Source organism: Kitasatospora sp. NPDC028961, assembly GCF_055564815.1.
On sequence record NZ_JBVHVO010000001.1, the window covers coordinates 476,132 to 491,026 of the forward strand.

At 74.0% G+C, this 14,895-nt stretch carries 15 protein-coding genes; 10 read left to right on the plus strand and 5 right to left on the minus strand.

Annotated elements, in window-relative coordinates; genetic code table 11:
- The first annotated feature begins 97 nt into the window (after positions 1-97).
- From ACZ4UX_RS02040 to ACZ4UX_RS02050, 3 genes are all read left to right on the plus strand, one after another.
- Positions 98-1,288 carry a cytochrome P450 gene (locus tag ACZ4UX_RS02040; RefSeq protein WP_352291025.1) on the plus strand — a complete coding sequence of 397 codons (1,191 nt, stop codon included), beginning with the start codon at positions 98-100 and terminating at the stop codon, positions 1,286-1,288.
- 133 nt (positions 1,289-1,421) lie between these two features.
- Positions 1,422-3,131, plus strand: coding sequence for a phytoene desaturase family protein (locus ACZ4UX_RS02045; RefSeq protein WP_465704974.1), 1,710 nt, complete (start codon positions 1,422-1,424; stop codon positions 3,129-3,131).
- A complete protein-coding gene (locus ACZ4UX_RS02050) occupies positions 3,128-4,186 on the plus strand; it encodes an MDR family NADP-dependent oxidoreductase (RefSeq protein ID WP_380384106.1) in 1,059 nt (352 codons plus the stop codon). The genes ACZ4UX_RS02045 and ACZ4UX_RS02050 overlap by 4 nt, the downstream gene beginning before the upstream one ends.
- A gap of 66 nt (positions 4,187-4,252) precedes the next feature.
- Here ACZ4UX_RS02050 and ACZ4UX_RS02055 read toward each other — a convergent pair whose 3' ends face one another.
- Entirely contained in the window at positions 4,253-4,828 is a 576-nt protein-coding gene (locus ACZ4UX_RS02055) for a TrmH family RNA methyltransferase (RefSeq protein WP_352291022.1), read from the minus strand.
- The gene (locus tag ACZ4UX_RS02060; protein WP_465704976.1) at positions 4,825-5,466 is read right to left on the minus strand and encodes a class I SAM-dependent methyltransferase; all 642 of its coding nucleotides are present in this window, start codon (positions 5,464-5,466) and stop codon (positions 4,825-4,827) included. The genes ACZ4UX_RS02055 and ACZ4UX_RS02060 overlap by 4 nt, the downstream gene beginning before the upstream one ends.
- A gap of 269 nt (positions 5,467-5,735) precedes the next feature.
- Between ACZ4UX_RS02060 and ACZ4UX_RS02065 the strand changes: the two genes are divergently transcribed.
- Positions 5,736-5,930, plus strand: coding sequence for a hypothetical protein (locus ACZ4UX_RS02065; RefSeq protein ID WP_329488477.1), 195 nt, complete (start codon positions 5,736-5,738; stop codon positions 5,928-5,930).
- Positions 5,931-6,009: 79 nt separating this feature from the next.
- Here ACZ4UX_RS02065 and ACZ4UX_RS02070 read toward each other — a convergent pair whose 3' ends face one another.
- Together ACZ4UX_RS02070 and ACZ4UX_RS02075 are read right to left on the minus strand one after the other, a co-directional pair.
- A complete protein-coding gene (locus ACZ4UX_RS02070; protein ID WP_465704978.1) occupies positions 6,010-8,694 on the minus strand; it encodes a lysylphosphatidylglycerol synthase domain-containing protein in 2,685 nt (894 codons plus the stop codon).
- Between the two features lie 73 nt (positions 8,695-8,767).
- Positions 8,768-9,529, minus strand: a complete 762-nt coding sequence (locus tag ACZ4UX_RS02075; RefSeq protein WP_329488474.1) for an SDR family oxidoreductase — start codon at positions 9,527-9,529, stop codon at positions 8,768-8,770.
- Positions 9,530-9,729: 200 nt separating this feature from the next.
- Between ACZ4UX_RS02075 and ACZ4UX_RS02080 the strand changes: the two genes are divergently transcribed.
- The 5 genes from ACZ4UX_RS02080 to ACZ4UX_RS02100 all read left to right on the plus strand — a co-directional run bounded on the left by ACZ4UX_RS02080 (position 9,730) and on the right by ACZ4UX_RS02100 (position 13,976).
- Entirely contained in the window at positions 9,730-10,572 is an 843-nt protein-coding gene (locus ACZ4UX_RS02080; RefSeq protein WP_465704980.1) for a helix-turn-helix transcriptional regulator, read from the plus strand.
- Between the two features lie 162 nt (positions 10,573-10,734).
- Positions 10,735-11,001 carry a UBP-type zinc finger domain-containing protein gene (locus ACZ4UX_RS02085; RefSeq protein WP_329488471.1) on the plus strand — a complete coding sequence of 89 codons (267 nt, stop codon included), beginning with the start codon at positions 10,735-10,737 and terminating at the stop codon, positions 10,999-11,001.
- Positions 11,002-11,188: 187 nt separating this feature from the next.
- Complete coding sequence (locus tag ACZ4UX_RS02090; RefSeq protein WP_465704982.1) at positions 11,189-11,455, plus strand: hypothetical protein; 267 nt, start codon at positions 11,189-11,191, stop codon at positions 11,453-11,455.
- A 219-nt stretch (positions 11,456-11,674) separates the two neighbouring features.
- The gene (locus ACZ4UX_RS02095; RefSeq protein ID WP_465704984.1) at positions 11,675-12,913 is read left to right on the plus strand and encodes a serine hydrolase domain-containing protein; all 1,239 of its coding nucleotides are present in this window, start codon (positions 11,675-11,677) and stop codon (positions 12,911-12,913) included.
- An 88-nt stretch (positions 12,914-13,001) separates the two neighbouring features.
- A complete protein-coding gene (locus ACZ4UX_RS02100; RefSeq protein ID WP_465704986.1) occupies positions 13,002-13,976 on the plus strand; it encodes a sigma-70 family RNA polymerase sigma factor in 975 nt (324 codons plus the stop codon).
- On the opposite strand, the gene ACZ4UX_RS02105 is transcribed toward ACZ4UX_RS02100, so the two are convergent.
- Complete coding sequence (locus ACZ4UX_RS02105) at positions 13,887-14,216, minus strand: STAS domain-containing protein (RefSeq protein WP_465704988.1); 330 nt, start codon at positions 14,214-14,216, stop codon at positions 13,887-13,889. The genes ACZ4UX_RS02100 and ACZ4UX_RS02105 overlap by 90 nt on opposite strands.
- 217 nt (positions 14,217-14,433) lie before the next feature.
- Between ACZ4UX_RS02105 and ACZ4UX_RS02110 the strand changes: the two genes are divergently transcribed.
- Entirely contained in the window at positions 14,434-14,871 is a 438-nt protein-coding gene (locus ACZ4UX_RS02110; protein ID WP_329488467.1) for an SRPBCC family protein, read from the plus strand.
- Positions 14,872-14,895: the final 24 nt, after the last annotated feature.

The following is a 14,895-nucleotide window of genomic DNA, read 5'->3' on the forward strand; positions in this document are numbered from 1 at the left end:
CTCCCCGCGGCCCGGGTCCGGCGACCCGGGCCGCCACCCCGGCAGTCCCAGTAGCCCCCATGGCCATGGAAGTCCCTCACGAGAGGTGGACCACCTCATGCTCAGGCAGCAGCCGCCGCTGTCCTACCCGTTCGCGTCGCTCGGCCTCGACCTCCACCCCCGGTACGCCGAGCTGCGCGAGCAGCCGCTGGCCCGGATCCGGCTGCCCTACGGTGACGGCGCCTGGCTGGTCACCCGCTACGAGGACGTGCGGACGGTGCTGGCCGACCCGCGCTTCAGCCTCGCCGAGGCGATGGGCCACGACCAGCCCCGGATGCGTCCGGTCGCCCGCAGCGGCGCCGGGCTGTTCTCCACCGAGCCGCCGGAGCACACCCGGCTGCGCTCGCTGGTGGCCAAGGAGTTCAGCGCCCGACGGGTCGAGCGGCTGCGCGTCCGGGCCAGGGAGCTGGCCGGCGAGCTGGTCGACGGCCTGCTCGCGGCGGGTGCGCCGGCCGACCTGGTCGAGGACTTCGCGATCCCGATGCCGACCACCATCATCTGCGAGGTGCTCGGCATCCCCGCCGAGGACCACCGGATGCTCTGGCAGTGGGCGGAGACGGTGCTCTCCGCCGTCACCCCCGGCGAGGTGCTCGCCGTCGAGGGCCAGGCGTTCATCGAGTACATGGCCGGCGTACTGGACCTGCGCGGCCGCGAGCCCGGCGAGGACCTGCTGACCGTCCTGGTCCGGGCCTGCCGCGAGCAGGGGCTGATCAGCGAGGACGAGCTGCTCTCGATCGCCTGTGACCTGCTGATCGCCGGCTTCGTCTCCACCACCAACCAGATCGGCAACTTCTTCCACCAACTCCTGGTCAATCCGGAGGAGTTGCGCCGTCTGCGGGCGAAGCCCGAACTGATCCCGAAGGCCGTCGAGGAGCTGATGCGGTACGTGCCGCTGCTTACCGGCTTCAGCCTGCCGCGCTACGCCACGGCCGACGTCGAGCTGGGCGGGGTGACGATCCGGGCCGGTGACGCGGTGATGATCGCCACCGCCGCGGCCAACCGCGATCCGGAGGTCTTCGAGGAGCCGGAGCGCCTCGTGCTGGACCGCCAGGGCAATCCGCACATCGGCTTCGGCCACGGCGTGCACTACTGCATCGGCGCCCATCTGGCCCGGCTGGAGCTCCAGGTGGCGATCGAGACGGTGCTGGACCGCCTGCCCGGCCTGCGGCTGGCCGTCCCCGAGGACGAACTGCGCTGGAAGGCGGACGCGATGGTGAACGGACTGCAGGCGCTCCCGATCGCCTGGTGACACAGCGCCCGGCACGCAGCGCACAGCGAGCGGCGAGCAGCGAACAAGCACACGGCACTCGGCACACGGCACGACCACGAGGAAGGCCAGGGAATTGGCACGGCACAAGGCGCCAGCGCGCAGACGAGAAACGATGATCATCGTGGGCGGAGGCCTCGGTGGCCTCTCCACCGGGTGCTACGCCCAGATGAACGGGTACCGCACCCAGGTCTTCGAGATGCACGAGATCCCCGGCGGCTCCTGCACCGGCTGGGACCGCAGCGACTTCACCTTCGACTGGTGCATCAGCTGGTTGCTCGGCAACGGGCCGGGCAACGAGATGTACCAGATCTGGCTGGAGCTCGGCGCCCTCCAGGGCAAGGAGATGCGGCACTTCGACGTGTTCAACATCGTCCGCGGCAGGGACGGCCGGGCGGTGCACTTCTACTCCGACCCGGACCGGCTGGAGGCCCATCTGCTGGGCATCTCGCCGGCCGACGCGAAGCCGGTCCGGGAGTTCTGCGACGGCATCCGGACGTTCCGCAAGGCGCTGGCGGTCTACCCGTTCCTCAAGCCGGTCGGGCTGATGGGACGGATCGAGCGCTGGCGGATGCTCGCCTCCTTCCTCCCGTACTTCAACACCATCCGGAAGTCGATCACCGTCCTGATGACCGACTTCTCGCAGCGCTTCCAGGACCCGCTGCTGCGCGAGGCGTTCAACTTCATCCTCTACGAGAAGCACCCGGCCTTCCCGGTGCTGCCCTTCTACTTCCAGCTGGCCTCGCACGCCAACCAGGCCGCCGGGGTGCCGGAGGGCGGTTCGCTCGCGCTGGCCCGCTCGATCGAGCAGCGGTACCGGAAGCTCGGCGGCGAGGTGACGTACAACGCCAAGGTCGAGGAGATCCTGGTCGAGGACGACCGGGCGGTGGGCGTCCGGCTGAGCGACGGGCGGGAGTTCCGCTCCGACATCGTGGTCTCCGCCGCCGACGGCCACACCACGGTGATGAAGCTGCTCAAGGGCCGCTATCTGAACGACACCTACCGCAGGCTCTACACCTCGCTGATCGACGAGCCGGGCCAGTTGTCGCCCGGCTACGTCGCGCTCTTCCTGGGCCTGCGCCGGCCCTTCCCGGAGGGCGACCCGTGCACCACCTACCTGCTGGACGAGCAGCGGGCCGCCGAGCTCACCGGCATCCGCTGCCCGAGCATGAACGTGCAGTTCCGCACCCGGCACTACCCGGAGCTGGCGCCGCGGGAGTCCACCGTGGTGTTCGCCACCTACTTCTCCGACATCGACCCCTGGCGGGCGCTGCACGACGGTCCGGAGCAGTCCTCCCGGGTGCGGCGCGGCGAGGAACTGCACACCCTGCCGGTCAAGCACGGCCGGGAGTACATGGCGGCCAAGCGCAAGGTCCGCAACGGCATCGTGTCCTTCCTGGACGAGCGCTTCCCCGGTTTCAAGAGCGCCGTCGCGGTGGCGGACGTCTCGACCCCGCTCACCCAGGTCCGCTACACCGGGGTCTACGACGGGACGTTCCCGGGCTGGAACCCCTTCGTCGAGGGCAGCGAGACGGTGGAGGAGGAGATCAAGAAGAACGGTCCGGTGCTCCCCGGGCTCTCCGACTTCTACCTCTCCGGCGTCTGGGCCACCATCGGCGGCCTGATCCGGGCGGCCGCCGCCGGCCGGCACGTGATGCAGTTCATCTGCCGGGACGACGGTCGGGAGTTCCGCGCCGAGATCGACCTGAGCGCGCCGCCGCCCACCCATCTGATCCTCCCCGTCGGCCGGCCGCCGAAGCAGCAGACCGGGCCGGTCGAGGAGATCCCGTCCACCAGTACCGTTTCGACAGGGGCCCTGGCATGAAGATCGAGAAGTGGGTGGTCCGCGAGCACCTCGACGGGGTGCCGGACGTCAACCGGATCTACCGGAAGGTGGTCGAGGAGGTCGACGTGAGCCTCCGGCCCGACGAGATGCTCTTCCGGACCAGGTACGTCTCGGTCGACCCGTACCAGAACGGCCTCGCGCTGGAGACGCCGATCGGCCACCACATGGGCGCGGACTCGATCATGGAGGTGCTGGAGGCCGGTCCGGAGGCGGCCTTCCAGGTCGGCGACCTCGTCCAGGGCTTCGGCGGCTGGCGCAGCCACGTCGTCCACAACGGCGCCGAGGAGCTGTGGAAGACCGGCGTCTTCCCGATGCTCTTCCCCGCCTACCGCCGACTCGACCCGGCCCGGTACGACGAGCGGCTGCCGCTCTCCACGGCGCTCGGCGTCATGGGCGCGCCCGGGATGACGGCCTGGGGCACGCTGACGAAGTTCCTGGAGGTGCGGCCGGGCGACACCGTGGTGATCAGCGGTGCCTCCGGCGCGATCGGCACCCTGGTGGGCCAGTTGGCCAGGCGCGCGGGCGCCGGCCGGGTGGTCGGCACCACCGCCTCGGCGGGCAAGGCCGCGTACCTGAAGGAGCTCGGCTTCGACGACGTGGTGCTCTACGACCAGGCGGACGACGCCGAGAAGGTCCGCGCGGCGCTGCTGCTCGCGGCCCCGGACGGGGTCGACCGCTACTTCGACAACCTCGGCGGCAGCGTCACCGACGCGGTGTTCACCATGCTCAACGTGGACAGCCGGGTGGCGGTCTGCTGGCAGTGGGCGACCACGGTGAACGGTGAGCTGACCGGGCCCCGGCTGCTGCCGTACATCATGTTCCCGCGCACCACCATCCGCGGGATCTTCGCCCAGGAGTGGTTCGACGAGCCGCAGTTGGCGGCGATGCACGCGGACCTCGGCGAGCTGGTCCGGCGCGGCGAGATCCGCTACCACGAGACCGTGCACAAGGGCTTCGACGAGATCCCGAAAGCCTATCGGAGCCTCTACGTCGACCGGGAGGCGAACCGGGGCAAGGTGCTGGTCGAGGTGTGAGGGCCCCGGCCGGGTGAGCCCAGCCGGGTGAGCCCCACCGGGGCTCACCCGGCGATCACTCCGGGGTCACTCGTCGTCGAGGTCCGGGCCGCCCGGGTCGCTGCCGTCCGGGGTGCCGCTGAGCGCGTACCCCTGGCGGCGCGCCTCGTAGCAGGCCACCGTGGCGGCGGCGGAGACGTTGAGCGAGCCGACGCGGCCGAGCTGCGGGACGAACACCACCTGGTCGCAGAGCGCGAGCGCGTCGGGGGTGATGCCGCGGTCCTCGTGGCCCAGCACGAAGGCCACGGCCGGGGTCAGCTCGGCGGCGAACATCGGCACCGCCTCGTCCGCCAGCTCCAGGCCGACCACCTTGAAGCCGTCCGCCTTGGCGGCGGCGACGGCCTCGGCGACGGTGGGGAAGTGCTCCACCTTGAGGTACTTGTCGGTGCCCATCGCGGCCTTCTGGGCGCCGGAGGAGCGGACCGACGGGGTGTCGCCGGTGAGGTACAGCTTCTCCGCGCCCATCGCGGCACCGGTCCGGACGACCGAGCCGACGTTGAACGGCGACTGGAGGTTCTCCAGGATCAGCGCGAGCCGGAACTCGTTGCTGCGCCGCCACTGGCGGTGCAAGCGCTTCAGTTCGGTCCCGCGGAGCTGCTTCACGACGTCCTACCTCGTCCACTCTCGGGGCCCTCGCCCTCCGGGCGGGGCCGCGCTTCCAGAATCCGGAACCCGTTGACCGACGTCACGCGGGTGGTCGGGTAGCCCTGGTCGTTCAGCCACTTCTGCAGCGAGTCCGAGCCCAGGTGCTTCTGGACCACCAGGAACGCCGAGCCGTCCGGGGTGAGCCGGCCGAGCCACTGGTGCAGCAGCCGGCGCAGTTCGCCCTTGCCGACCCGGATCGGCGGGTTGGAGTAGATCGCCGCGAACCGCTGGTCCTCGGGGACGTCCTCCGGCAGCGCGGCCTGCACGTTGCCCAGGCCGAGCGCCTCCGCGTTGAGCCGGACCAGCTCCAGCGCGCGGGTGTTCACGTCCACCGCCCAGACCGGCAGCCGCTTGCGCCTGGTCGCCCAGGTCAGCGCGATCGGGCCGTAGCCGCAGCCGACGTCCAGGATCGGGCCGCGGACCCGGGGCGGCGGCGCGTGCTCCAGCAGGATCCGGGTACCCGGGTCGAGCCGGCTGCGGGAGAACACACCGGCGTCGGTGGTCAGTTCCAGGGTGACGTCCGGCAGGCTGACCGTGATCGGACGGCGCTCGCTGGCGACCTCGGGTGCACCGGTGAAGTAGTGCGAGCCGGACATGATTTCCCCGTCGTTCGTAAGGGCTTCGGGGCCACCGGGTGGGTGAGGGTAAGCCCTGCTGGTACGGCACTGATCGTACCCCCGGCGGCCGGGCACCCGTTTTGCGCGCCGGTGGCCGGGCAGGCGGGAGGCCGGTCCGCAGGCCGCGGACCGGGACCGGACAACACGCCGAAGGCCCGGTGGCGCATCGCGTCCGGGCGGCCCTCGGCGGATACTTCCAGTACCCCAACGGGCCCCGTGGGAGCCTCCGAGCAGCAAGGACGGACGCCATGCCGCAGAATCACGAGGACTACCTGGACGAGGTCGCCGAGGCGGTCGAGCCGGACGACGAGGCGGACGAGGGCGACGAGTACGACGAGCTGGCCGAGCGGCGGGCGCTCGGCGCCGATCCGGCCACCGAGGTCGCGGACGTCGCCGAGCAGAGCCGGGTCGTCGAGCTCGACGAGGACGAGTACCGGGAGTAGCGGCACCGCGCCCCTGCCGGCGCCACTGCCCCGCCGCCACAGCGCTCCGCCGCTACGGCGCTCCCCGCCGCTACGGCGGCTACAGCGCCCCGCGCCGTTGCAGCCAGGCGAAGGCCGCCCAGCCCGGCAGCACCGGCAGCACCAGGGTGAGCAGGCGGTAGAGCGCGACGGCCGCCAGCGCGCCGCCCTCCTCCATCGAGGCGGTGTGCTCCAGCAGCGTCACCAGCGCGCTGTCCACGGCGCCGGCCCCGCCCGGGGTCGGCGCCGCGTTGCCGACCGCGTTGCCGATCAGGAAGACCACCGCGACCGAGGCGAAGGCCGGCTCCCGGCCGACTGCCCGGACGCAGCAGTACAGGCAGGCGACCAGACAGAGCGAGACCAGCAGCTGCCCGGTCACGCCGACGGCCAGCCGGCCCGGGCTGCGCAGCAGCTCCAGCAGCCGGGGCAGCACCTCGGAGGTCAGCGGCCGCAGCCGGGCGGCCAGCCAGCGGCGGGCCGGCGGCACGGCGGAGACCCCGGCCAGCAGCACCGCCGCGCCGGCCAGGCCGCTCACCACGGCCGGCAGCGCGTCCAGCTCGGAGCCGCCGGGCTCCAGGTCCAGCAGGTAGACGAAGGCACCGAGCTGGAGCAGGTGCAGCACCAGGCCGAAGAGCTGGCCGACGCCGACGCTGGACAGCGCCTGGGCGGTCGGGATGCCGGCCCGCTGGAGGAAGCGGGTGTTCAGGGCGACCCCGCCGACGCCGCCCGGCGAGACCAGCTTGACGAAGGAGCCGGCCAGCTGGGCGAGCACGGCGTTGCGGAAGTCCAGCCGCTCGGGGACGAAGCCGACGAAGCCCATCGCGGCGGTGAAGTGGCTGGCGGCCGCGGTCAGCACGGCGAGGGCCAGCCAGAGCGGGTCGGCGTCGCCCAGCGCGGCGATCGGGTTCTGCTCGGAGGCGAAGAGCTGCGGCAGCAGCAGCCAGCCGGCGACCACGCCGCCGCCCACGGCCAGCAGCGTCCGGGGCCGCAGGCGCTCCACCTTCACCGCTCGGACGGGTGCCTGCGGCTGGGTCCGCAGGACTTCGGCGCGGATCGCCTCCAGCAGCTCGCCGGGCGGCGCGGGCGCGGCCGCCCGGCCGGCGGCGGTCGCCCCAGGAGCGCCAGGAGCGCCGGGAGCCCCGGGAGCCCCGGGAGCCCCGGGGGCCTCCGGGGCGAGGGCGGCGCAGTGCGCCCGGGCGGTCTGCTTGAGCGCGGTCCGGGTGGTGCGGGCCAGGGCGATCGGCTGCAGCAGCGGCAGGGCCGCGCCGACGGCGTCCGGCCCGAGCACCGCCACCGCGCTGCGCACCGACCGCTCGGCACCGACCCGCAGGGCGAGCGTGGTGAGCAGCTGGGCGATGTCGCAGCGCAGCACCAGCTCGCTCGCCGCGATGTCGCCGTCCGCGAGGTCCACCAGGTGCACCGCGCCGCCCCGGTCGACCAGGAGCGAGGAGGGGACGAGGGCCCGGTGCGAGATCTCCCGCCGCTGGAGCAGGGCGAGCTGGGACCAGGCGTCGGCGAGCAGCGGGTCGGTCAGCTCGTCGGTGGCGAGCTGGTCCAGGGTGCGGCCGGGCAGGTACTCGTACGCGACCAGGGCGCTGTCCCGGCCGAGCCCGGCGGTGGCGGCGATCCGGCGGGTGCGGACGCCGGCGGCGACGGCGGCGTAGGAGACCAGTGCCTCGTGCTCCAGCCCGGTGCGCAGCGAGCGCAGCGCGCGGGGGTGCGGGGCGGTGCGCAGCCGTAGCCGGCGCCAGGCGCGCTGGACCAGGGCGGCGGTGACGGCCTGCCGGTCGAGCAGCTGGACGTCGAGGTCGGGGCGGCCGGCCTCCTGGCGGACCAGGTAGCGGTCCGGCCCGGCGGGGTGGGCGGCGACGGGGCGCAGGCCCGCCTCGCGCAGGCTCTGCAGGAGCTGGGCGGGCCGGGGCCGGGGGTCGGGGGTGCCGACGGCGTAGAGGGTGCCGTGCGCGGCGGTCCAGCCGAGCAGCAGGCCGAGCAGCAGGGCGGTCGGCGTGGCGTACCCGGCGGCCAGTCCGGCGAGGGCGGAGACCGACAGGACGATCCGGGGGACCCGGTGCTCGCGGGCGGCCGAGGCGGTCATGAAGGCGAAGACGGGGGCGAGGTAGCCGTAGACCGGTTCGGTGTGGGCGAGGCCGGCGCCGGGCAGCGGCTGGGTGAGGGCGGCGACCAGCGAGGCGGGGGCGAGCTCGTCGAGCCCGAGGTCCATGGCGACGCAGGCGCCGTAGGCGAGGACGGCGGCCAGCAGTCCGTCCGAGAGGTGCTGGAGGATGCGCCGGCGGTCGGGCACCGCCGAGAGCAGCCGGCGGACCGCCGACCAGACCGGTACCAGCAGCAGGGCGGCGGTGGAGAGGCCGCCCGCCAGCGCGGCCAGCGGGCGGGGCACCAGCCGGGCGGCCTGGGCGACGTCGGCGGCGATGCCGCTGGTGGTGGCGCGGGCGTAGTCGGCGAGCAGCAGGGTCAGCGCGATCGTGGCGAGGCCGACGAGCAGCCGGATCAGCGCCACCGGCTGGCGGACCCGGCCGGCGGCGGCGGGGCCGGGTGCGCCGGGGCGTTCGGGGGTGCCGGCGTGGCCGGGGGCGCCGGCCTGTTCGGGGAGAGCGGTCGGTCCGGGGACGGCGGGCTCGGTGACCCCGGCCTGCCCCGGGGCACGGTCCGGCCCCGGCGTACCGGCGGGCCCGGGCGGGCCGCCCGCCCGGGCACCGCCGGTGTCGCTGTTCGTACTCCCCGCCACGATCGCCACGGTTGGCATGCTCCCACGACGGCCCGCCGCCCGGTGGGGGAACCCGGGCGGGGCCGCCGACGGCTCAGGCCTGCCGGGTCGGCAGGGCGACCAGGTGGCGGAGGTTGACGTGCCGGGGGCGGGTGACGGTGTAGGCGATCAGGTCGGCGATGTCCTCGGAGGTCATCGCCGGGATCGCGGCGAACATCCCGCCCAGCTGCTCGCGCAGCGCGGGGTTGTCGATGTGCCCGGCCAGCTCGGTGTCGGTCAGCCCGGGCTCGACGGTGCTGACCCGGACGTCGCGCGGGCCCAGCTCGGTGCGGAGGGCGGCGGAGAGCTGGGTGACGGCGGCCTTGGTGGCCCCGTACACGGCGTAGTCGGGGAAGACGACGTGCGAGGCGATGGAGGAGACGTTGACGAGGTCGGCGGTGCGGCCCTCGCCGGCGGCCGCGGTGAGGTCCGCGGTGAAGGCGCGCAGGATCCGCAGCACACCGGTGAGGTTGGTGTCGATCATGCGGGTCCACTCGTCGAGCCGGCCGTCGGCGACGGGGTTGGGCAGCATCACGCCCGCGTTGTTGACGACCAGGTCGACCGCGCCGTAGGCGTCGTGGACGGCCTTGACGGCGGCGTCCACCGAGGCCTGGTCGGTGAGGTCGGTGGTGACGGCGAGCGCCTGGCCGCCGGCCGAGGCGATCTCGGCGGCGAGCGCGTCCAGCCGCTCCGTGCGGCGGGCCAGCAGGGCGACCCGGGCGCCGCCCGCGGCGAGCAGGCGGGCGGTGGCCTCACCGATGCCGCTGGCGGCTCCGGTGACGACGGCGGTACGGGTGGCCAGGGCGGCGTAGCTCATGAGGTCCTGCCTTCGTGGTCCTTGCGGTCGGGCTGACGGGACCACTCTGCGCGGGCCCGGGCGGGCCATCCAGGGCCACCGATGTCCTGGGAAAGCGCAGCCCGGGGACAGCCTTTCCCGGGACGGCGGTTCCTGGTACCGCCTTTCCTGGGTAAGGCCGTACCACCCTCGCGGCGCGCGGCCGCGGCTACGCTGCGGGCATGGAGAACACCGTCGGGGACTTCCTCCGCTCGCGCCGGGCCCGGATCCAGCCCGAGGAGGTGGGCCTGCCCTCGCACGGCCGCCGCCGGGTGCAGGGCCTGCGCCGCGAGGAGGTCGCGCAGCTCGCCGGGGTCAGCGTCGACTACTACGTCCGGCTGGAGCAGGGCCGGGGCGGCAGCGCCTCCGACGCGGTACTGGCCGCGGTGGCCCGGGTGTTGCGGCTGGACGAGGTGGAGGCCGCGCACCTGCGCGCTCTGGCCCGCCCGGCGCGCCCGGCCACGACGGCCGGCGGCGGGCGGGCGGTCCGCGAGGGCACCCGGCTGCTGCTGGACCTGATGGCCGGGGTGCCGGCCTTCGTCCTCGGCCGCCGGATGGACGTGCTCGCCTGGAACGCCCTCGGTGACGCGGTGCAGGGCTACTCGGCCACCCCGCCGGACCGGCGCAACGCCGCCCGGTACGCCTTCCTCGATCCGGCGGCGCGGGAGTTCTACCCGCAGTGGGACGCGGTGGCGGCCGAGACGGTCGCCTATCTGCGGCTGGACGCCGGCCGGCACCCCGAGGACGCCAAGCTGGCCGCGCTGGTGGGCGAACTCTCCGTGCGCAGCGAGGAGTTCCGTCGGCTCTGGGCGGACCACCTGGTGAAGCAGAAGACCCACGGCGTCAAGCTGATCAACCATCCGCTGGTCGGCGAACTCGACTTCGGCTACGAGACCTTGAGCGTCAACGGCTCGCCCGACCAGCTGCTGGTCGCCTACACCGCCCCGCCGGGCTCGCCGACCGCGCAGAAGCTCGCGATGCTGGCGAGCTGGACGGCCCCGGGGGCGCAGGTCCCCGCGGAGTGAGCCCGCCGTGTGACGCGGGCCAGCGTCACACGGCGTGGCCGCCGCACGGCCGGGCAGCAGACGGCCGGGCGGGAGACGGCTCGGGCGGGAGACGGCCGGGTGCGGCCCGGCTCGGGCGTGTCTTGGGCGCCCGCCCGGGGCTGCCGTCACTACTCTGCGTGCATGAGCTCCTGCGAAGACCTCGCCACGGCACCCCAGGACATCGCGCCCCTGCCGCCGCCCGACGGCTGCGCCGACTGCCTGGCCGCGGGCAACCGGGACTGGGTGCACCTGCGGCTCTGCCTGGACTGCGGGCACATCGGCTGCTGCGACTTCTCACCGGGGAAGCACGCCACCGCGCACTTCCACAACAGCTCCCACCCGGTGATCCGCTCGTACGAGCCGGGGGAGGACTGGCGCTGGTGCTTCGTCCACGAGGTCATGGGCTGAGCCCCACCGCTCCCGCCCCGCCCGTACCGACACCGCCCCGCCGCTCAACCGCCCCGCCGGCACCGGCTCGCGCGGACGTCGCCGGCCGCCCGGATGTGTAATCCTGCCCAATCCCGGACATAACGCCCGTGCGGCCCTCCCGGTCGACGCCCCTCGTGGGCCGGTGACCGCCGAAGGGAGGTCGATGATGACCAAGCGAACGCCGAGCGGCACCGACAAGCTCCGCCGGGGCACCCACGAGCTGCTGGAGCGCCGGGGCATGGCGATGACCCCGAAGCCGCTCCCCCCGAGGCTCGGCACCCGTGCCCCGTCCGCCGCCGGGTCCGGCTCCGACGGGGCCTTCCGGCACGGCGGCCGGGACGTCGGGACGACGGCCATGCACTCCGCCCCCGCGATGCACGCCGAACTCAAGGGCCACCGCCACCGCGGGGCGGAGAAGCACTCCGCGCACTGAGCGGGACGCCTTTCGTCAGGGGCGGGCGCCGAATGCGGCGCCCGCCCCTGACGTGTGCCCGGGAGCGTCCCCGAACCGTCTCGGGGTCGCCTCCGGGGCAGTTGGGGGCCCGTCCCGGATGGCCGGGGCACCGCACTCCCGAAGACTCGTTCCCGGGTGGACCGCCACCCGCTGGGAGAGCGTCACCCGCCGGACGAGCCGCACTTGGAGCGCAAGCCGATGAAGACCCCCGTACGCGAGCGCCGTTGGAACACCCTCGCCGTCTCCGGCGCGCTGCTGGTGGCCGCCGTCGCGGGCATCGCGACGCCCGCCCTGGCGGCCGACCGTCCGGCGGACAGCGCGAGTTCGGCCGCCGCCGTCCGTCTGGCCGGGCCGCCGGACGGCGCGGCACTGGCGCGGACGCTCGCCGACCTGCCGACCGGGGGCGTCACCGGCGCGCTGGTCCGGGTCGGCGGCCGGGGCGGCCAGTGGTCCGGCACGGCGGGGGCCGGGGTGTCGGCGGACGCGCGCTTCCGGATCGGCAGCATCTCCAAGGTCTTCACCGCCACCGTGGTGCTCCAGCTCGCCGCCGAGCGGCGGATCGACCTGGACGGCACCGTCCAGCACTACCTGCCGGGTCTGCTGCCGGCCTCCTACCCGCCGGTCACCGTGGGCCAGTTGCTCGACCACACCAGCGGGCTGCCGGGCGGCGGCGGTCTGACCTCGGGGGACGGCACGGAGAGCTGGTTCGCCGCGCACAAGGCCGACTCCTGGACGCCCGCCCAGGTGGTCGCGGACGCCGTCGCGCAGCCGATGGGCTTCGCGCCGGGCACCGCGCAGCAGTACAACGGCATCAACACCTTCATCGCCGGGATGCTGGTCGAGAAGGTCACCGGCCGGACCTTCGCCCGCGAGGTGCAGACCAGGATCGCCCGGCCGCTGGGCCTGCGCGACACCGTCGTCCCGGACCGCGACGACCTCGCGCTGCCCGCCCCGCACGCTCCCGCGTGGGTGGACGTCACCGGCCCGGACGGCGTCCGGCAGCGGGTGGACGTGACCGGGCAGAGCCCCTGGCCGTGGGCGGAGGGCGGCATGGTCTCCTCGGCCGCCGACCTGGACCGCTTCATGACGGCCCTGCTGCGCGGCCGGCTGCTGCCGCCCGCCCAGCAGGCCGAGCTGTTCGACGTGCCGGACGTGCCCAACCACCGGAACAGGAACTGCGAGATCGGTCCGACCGCCGGTCACGCCTGCTTCAGCAAGGGCCTGATGAGCGCCACCCTGCCCAACGGCGTCCAGGTCTGGGGCAAGACCGGCTCCCGGCCCGGGTACACCAGCGGGGTGTTCGCCACCAAGGACCTCGGCCGCAAGGTGGTCTACTCGATCAACCCGACCGGTCTGTCCGGTGCGGAGTTCCCGAAGGTCTGGCAGATCGTGACCACCTCCTTCGACTCGGCCCAGGAGTACCCGAAGGCGGGGTGACCGGAAGGGGGCGGCCCGGGTTGTCAGTCCCCTGCGGTACGTTCACCGTGATCTCTGGCGAGGCGAGGCGAGGACACGGGGGCGCGCGATGGCCGACCTGATGACGGACGAGCCGGTCGAGCTCCAGCTGGAGCGGTACCGGACGGAGCTGACCGGCTACTGCTACCGCATGCTCGGCTCGGTCTTCGAGGCCGAGGACGCGGTGCAGGAGACGATGGTCCGCGCCTGGCGCGGCCACCGGGGCTTCGAGGGCCGGTCCGCGCTGCGCTCCTGGCTGTACCGGATCGCCACCAACGTCTGCCTGGACGCGCTGAACGGCCGCAACGGCCGGGCCCGTCCGATGGACCTCACCGGGCCGTCCACCGTGGCCACCGCCACCGAGGCGCAACTGCCCGAGGTGACGTGGATCGGGCCGGCGCCGGACGGCCGGATCCTGCCCGAGACGGGGGACCCGGCCGAGGTGGCCGCCCAGCGCGACTCCGTGCGGCTGGCGTTCGTGTCGGTGCTGCAGCGGCTCGCGCCCCGGCAGCGGGCGGTGCTGATCCTGCGGGAGGTGCTGGGCTGGAAGGCGGCCGAGGTCGCCGAGCTGCTCGGGGTCACCGTCGCCTCGGTCAACAGCGCGCTCCAGCGGGCCCGGGCGGTGCTCGCGGCGGACGCCTCGGCCGCCCGCCCGGCGCCCGCGCTGGACGACGACCACCGCGCGCTGCTGGCCCGCTACGTCAGCGCCTTCGAGGCGTACGACATGGACGGCCTGGCCGCGCTGCTGCACGAGGACGTCACGCTCAACATGCCGCCGTACGAGCTGTGGCTGACCGGGCACGCCGACATCCGCGAGTGGATGCTGGGCCCCGGCCACGGATGCCGGGGTTCGCGGCTCGTTCCGGTGGAGGCCAACGGCAGTCCGGCGTTCGGCCAGTACCGGCCGAGCCCGGCGGGCGGGCACGAGCCGTGGGCGCTGATCGTGCTGGAGGTGTCAGCGGGCCGGATCACCGGTCTCACCAACTTCCTGGACACCGACACGCTCTTCCCGCTCTTCGGTCTCCCGCCCCGGCTGGACGGGTAGCACCCCGGCGACCGGCAGGGCGCCGGCCAGGCCGCTGAACGCGAGCAGCTCCCGCAGGGGGCCGCTCGCGTTCAGCAGTACCACCCGCACACCGTGGCGCCCGGCGGCGAGCCGGAGCCGCGCGAGGGCGTCGACCACCGCCAGGTCGGGGGTGGTGAGGGCGCCGACGTCGCAGGTCAGCGTTGGGCGGGTGGGGGGTGCGCGGTGGGTGTGGTGATGGCTGTTCGGGTGAGTGTCCATGCAGGGCAGACCGTGCGGGCGGTCCCGGCTCATCGGCCCGTGGCGAGGTTCCTGAGCAGGCGGCGGCGGAGTCTCTCGGAGAAGTTCGGAAAAGTCTCCGGTGGAGCGATGAGTTCCGCGGCCGGCCCCGGTCTACCCCTGTGAAAGCGACGCACCGCGGAAGCACCGCACCGCGCAAGCCCGCACCGCACCGCACCACGACCACGGAGGACACACCATGAGCGAGAACCTCGGCGAGCTGACCATCACCCGCGAGCTGCCCGCCACCCCGGCGGTCGTCTTCCGGGCGTACACCGAGCCGGAGCGGTTCGTCCGCTTCTGGGGCCCGGTCGGCACCCACGTCCCGCTGGACACCGTGACCATCGAGCCGAAGGTCGGCGGGCGCTACGACAGCACCATGGTCATCGACGCGACCGGGGAGCGCTACCCGCTGCGGGGCGAGATCACCGACATCCGGCCCGGAGAGCTGCTGGCCTTCCAGGAGGAGGGTGTCGGGCTGCGCTCCAGCCTCACCCTCACGGACCTCGGCGACGGCCGGACCGAGGCCGTCCTGCACCAGACCGACGCACCGGACTTCTACTGCGGTCCGGAGGCGCGGGCGGGCCTCAACTCCAGCTTCGACCGCCTGGTCGAGTACCTCCTGGGCCAGGCCTGACCGGCCGGGCGCGGGGCGCGGCAG

Excerpts from the sequence above, each read along its gene's own strand:
- ACZ4UX_RS02040 (WP_352291025.1), top strand. The coding sequence starts at position 98 with ATGCTCAGGCAGCAGCCGCCGCTGTCCTACCCGTTCGCGTCGCTCGGC.
- ACZ4UX_RS02045 (WP_465704974.1), top strand. The coding sequence starts at position 1,422 with ATGATCATCGTGGGCGGAGGCCTCGGTGGCCTCTCCACCGGGTGCTAC.
- ACZ4UX_RS02050 (WP_380384106.1), top strand. The coding sequence starts at position 3,128 with ATGAAGATCGAGAAGTGGGTGGTCCGCGAGCACCTCGACGGGGTGCCG.
- ACZ4UX_RS02060 (WP_465704976.1), bottom strand. The coding sequence starts at position 5,466 with ATGTCCGGCTCGCACTACTTCACCGGTGCACCCGAGGTCGCCAGCGAG.
- ACZ4UX_RS02065 (WP_329488477.1), top strand. The coding sequence starts at position 5,736 with ATGCCGCAGAATCACGAGGACTACCTGGACGAGGTCGCCGAGGCGGTC.
- ACZ4UX_RS02075 (WP_329488474.1), bottom strand. The coding sequence starts at position 9,529 with ATGAGCTACGCCGCCCTGGCCACCCGTACCGCCGTCGTCACCGGAGCC.
- ACZ4UX_RS02080 (WP_465704980.1), top strand. The coding sequence starts at position 9,730 with ATGGAGAACACCGTCGGGGACTTCCTCCGCTCGCGCCGGGCCCGGATC.
- ACZ4UX_RS02085 (WP_329488471.1), top strand. The coding sequence starts at position 10,735 with ATGAGCTCCTGCGAAGACCTCGCCACGGCACCCCAGGACATCGCGCCC.
- ACZ4UX_RS02090 (WP_465704982.1), top strand. The coding sequence starts at position 11,189 with ATGACCAAGCGAACGCCGAGCGGCACCGACAAGCTCCGCCGGGGCACC.
- ACZ4UX_RS02095 (WP_465704984.1), top strand. The coding sequence starts at position 11,675 with ATGAAGACCCCCGTACGCGAGCGCCGTTGGAACACCCTCGCCGTCTCC.
- ACZ4UX_RS02100 (WP_465704986.1), top strand. The coding sequence starts at position 13,002 with ATGGCCGACCTGATGACGGACGAGCCGGTCGAGCTCCAGCTGGAGCGG.
- ACZ4UX_RS02105 (WP_465704988.1), bottom strand. The coding sequence starts at position 14,216 with ATGGACACTCACCCGAACAGCCATCACCACACCCACCGCGCACCCCCC.
- ACZ4UX_RS02110 (WP_329488467.1), top strand. The coding sequence starts at position 14,434 with ATGAGCGAGAACCTCGGCGAGCTGACCATCACCCGCGAGCTGCCCGCC.